The organism is Streptomyces alkaliphilus (assembly GCF_014141535.1).
Classification (GTDB): Bacteria; Actinomycetota; Actinomycetes; order Streptomycetales; family Streptomycetaceae; genus Streptomyces; species Streptomyces alkaliphilus.
Window position 1 is genome coordinate 1 of the sequence record NZ_VKHT01000651.1, and the last position, 3,016, is coordinate 3,016.

The following is a 3,016-nucleotide window of genomic DNA, read 5'->3' on the forward strand; positions in this document are numbered from 1 at the left end:
CCCATGGCCCGCCCCGACCGGACGGTAGCCGAGGGGGACGGGCCACGGAAACGCGGGAAGACGGGTGCCGAGAGCGCTCAGCTCCCCGCGGGCACCTCATGGGTACCGATCAGGTGAGCCCGCCCGATCGCGTGGAACCGCAGCATGAAACCCACCTGCGCGGGGGTCGCGTCCGCGCCCGGTCCCAACTTCTCGGCGTCCACCGCGTAGACCGTGAAGACGTAGCGGTGCGGGCCGTCCCCCGCGGGCGGGGCCGCCCCGCCGAAACCCCGCGTGCCGTAGTCGTTGCGCACCTGCACCGCGCCGGCGGGCAACCCGTTCCCGTCCCCCGCCCCGGCACCCGCCGCCAGCGAGGTCACCGACGCCGGGATATCGAAGACGGACCAGTGCCAGAAACCGCTCCCGGTCGGGGCATCGGGATCGAAGCACGTCACCGCGAAGCTCTTCGTCCCCTCGGGAAAGCCCTCCCACCGCAACTGCGGCGAGGTGTCCTCGCCATCGAGGAGCTGGGACGGCTTCAGGGGGCCGCCCTCCACGAGGTCATCACTCACCACCGTGAAGGACGCCACCGGTGGATGGAAATCGTGGGGGAGCGGGGGCCGCTTGGCCTCGACCATCTTCAACCTCCTGTGATCGGCCGGGGGGCATCCCACCCGCCGGCGCGGAAACCCCGGGACCGTCGGCCCGGTGACCGGCCGCTGTGTCCCGGTGACAGCATGGGTCCGTGATACCAGGAAGAACGTCGCCCGGTCCCGTGAACCGGGGCGCCCCCCAGTCCCTCGCTCCCCGGCGGTTCGTCGTCGGACGGACCCCTTCGTCCCGCCCCCTGCCCCTGCTGCCGGCGCTCATGCTCGCCCTGGTGCCGATGCTGCTGGCGTTGCTGACGGGATGTGGGCCGGAGACCACGTCCCCGGGCGCCGACGGCACCGGCCGGGACACGGTCGAACGGACGACGGGAGCCCCCGACCGGGCCCCGTCCGGCATGGACACGGTGAAGGTCACCGACCTGCCACCGGAGGCCCACCGCACCATCGAACTCATCGATGCCGGTGGCCCCTTCCCCTACGACAAGGACGGCAGCCGGTTCGGCAACCACGAGAAACGGCTGCCGATCCACTCCGACCGCGCCCACTACCGCGAGTACACGGTGGACACCCCCGGCCTCAACCATCGCGGTGCGCGCCGCATCGTGACCGGCGCGAGCGGCGAGATGTACTACACCGACGATCATTACGAGACATTCCGAGCGGTGATCCGATGACGACCCCCAGCACACTCCCCGAACCGTTCGGGGCCGGCCTGACCGCTCTGCTGCGCGGTGATCTCCCGGCGGACCTGTACCGCCTTCCGCCCCTTCCCGAGGACGACGGGGAGCCGGCCCTTCCCACCGGGGTACGGCACGGGGCCGAGGAGACGGGATGGAGGGTTCTGCCCTTCCGCCCTCCGGCCGGTGGATCCGGCGGAGGAACGGGTGAGGCCGGTGCCACGGACCCGGAGGGGCCGGAGGGGACCAAGCAACTTCTGCTGGGTGAGTTCGCCGCGGCCTTCGACTTCCCCTCGGGTACGGGGCGGAACTGGGACGCGCTCTCGGACCTCCTCACGGATCTGTCCTGGCTCCCACCCGCCCGGGGGCGCCTGATGGTGGCGCCGACATGGAGCGGGTGGCGCGCGTGCGACGCCGGGACCGTGGACACCGCCGAGGAGATCCTCCGCGAGGCCGTGGCGTACTGGAGCGCAAGACCGGTGCCGTTCGCGGCGTTGCTGGGCTGAACCCCGGCCCCCGGCCCCCGCCCGACGGCGGGGGCCGGCAGGGTGAAAGGGCACCTTCTCCCGGTAACCGGAACGGAAAAGGGGAGGGAACCCGAGGGAACGGGAAGCACGAGGAGAGGAGCGGGGCGACGTGGCACGACCGTACGGCACCACCGGACAAGGCGATGAGGACAGCCGGGACCTCCCCGGCGGGGCGGCGGGGAGTGTTCCTCTCGCCGCCGACCGGGCCGCGACATCTCCGGGAGGAAGCGGTCCGCGCTCCGCGGGGCGCCTGCCCCGGGCCTTCCTCGACCGCCCCGTCACCGAGGTGGCCCCGGAGCTGCTCGGCGCGATCCTGGTGCGCAACACCCCGGACGGGGCGATCGCGGTGCGGCTCACCGAGGTCGAGGCCTATGGGGGAGGCGACGACCCCGGCTCGCACTCGTACCGGGGACGCACGGCCCGCAACGCCTCGATGTTCGGACCGCCCGGTCACGCCTACGTGTACTTCACCTACGGGATGTGGCACTGCCTGAACATCGTGTGCGGGCCGGTCGGTCATCCGAGCGGAGTGCTCCTGCGTGCGGGCGAGGTGGTCGAGGGCGGGGAACTCGCGGTGGCCCGGCGCCCCCGGGCCCGCGCCCATCGGGACCTCGCCCGGGGGCCGGCCCGTCTCGCCACGGCACTCGCGGTGGATCGGGAGCTGGACGGAACGGACGTCTGCACGATGGTCACCGGCCCGGGGAAGGCCTCCCCGTTGGAGTTGTGGAGGGCGTCGGACCCCCCGCGCCCCGATGCGGTGCGACGTGGGCCGAGGACCGGGGTGGGGGGCGCGGGAGCCGCCCGGCCGTGGCGGTTCTGGATCGACGGCGATCCCAGTGTCAGTCCCTACCGCGCCCACCAACCCCGGCGTCGAACCGGTTCGTCGGCAGGGGTTGACACGGACCCTCGGAGTCCGTAATGTTGGTCGAGTCGCCTGGAGGCGGCTCCCCGAAGGATCTCTTCGAAGAAGGGTCCGGGAGCGTCTCCGAAGACACACCTACCTCACAGGATGAAGACTCCGGATGGAGTCGATTTCGTGACGCCTCTTTCGGTTCGTGAGAGCTGATTTGGGAGCACGGGGGAACATCCGCTAAGGTTGGAAACACCGAAGGGAAGCGCCCGGAGGACGAACCCGCCGAATGGTGGGGGAAGTTCCGAAGGAAGCGTCCGTTCCTTGAGAACTCAACAGCGTGCCAAAAGTCAACGCCAGATATGTTGATACCCC

The 3,016-nt window shown here is 71.3% G+C and carries 4 protein-coding genes; 3 read left to right on the forward strand and 1 reads right to left on the reverse strand.

The window, feature by feature from the left end; genetic code table 11:
- Positions 1-77: 77 nt before the first annotated feature.
- Positions 78-617 (reverse strand): YbhB/YbcL family Raf kinase inhibitor-like protein, encoded by a 540-nt coding sequence (locus tag FNQ90_RS17995; protein WP_182607323.1) that lies wholly within the window; start codon positions 615-617, stop codon positions 78-80.
- 230 nt (positions 618-847) lie between these two features.
- On the opposite strand from FNQ90_RS17995, the gene FNQ90_RS18000 reads away from it, so the two are divergent.
- The 3 genes from FNQ90_RS18000 to FNQ90_RS18010 all read left to right on the forward strand — a co-directional run bounded on the left by FNQ90_RS18000 (position 848) and on the right by FNQ90_RS18010 (position 2,710).
- Positions 848-1,261, forward strand: a complete 414-nt coding sequence (locus FNQ90_RS18000; RefSeq protein WP_182607325.1) for a ribonuclease domain-containing protein — start codon at positions 848-850, stop codon at positions 1,259-1,261.
- Positions 1,258-1,770, forward strand: coding sequence for a barstar family protein (locus FNQ90_RS18005; RefSeq protein ID WP_182607324.1), 513 nt, complete (start codon positions 1,258-1,260; stop codon positions 1,768-1,770). Before FNQ90_RS18000 ends, FNQ90_RS18005 begins: the two co-directional genes overlap by 4 nt.
- A 271-nt stretch (positions 1,771-2,041) precedes the next feature.
- Positions 2,042-2,710: a DNA-3-methyladenine glycosylase gene (locus tag FNQ90_RS18010; RefSeq protein WP_182607326.1), complete on the forward strand. Its 669-nt coding sequence runs from the start codon at positions 2,042-2,044 to the stop codon at positions 2,708-2,710.
- The last annotated feature ends 306 nt before the right edge of the window (positions 2,711-3,016 follow it).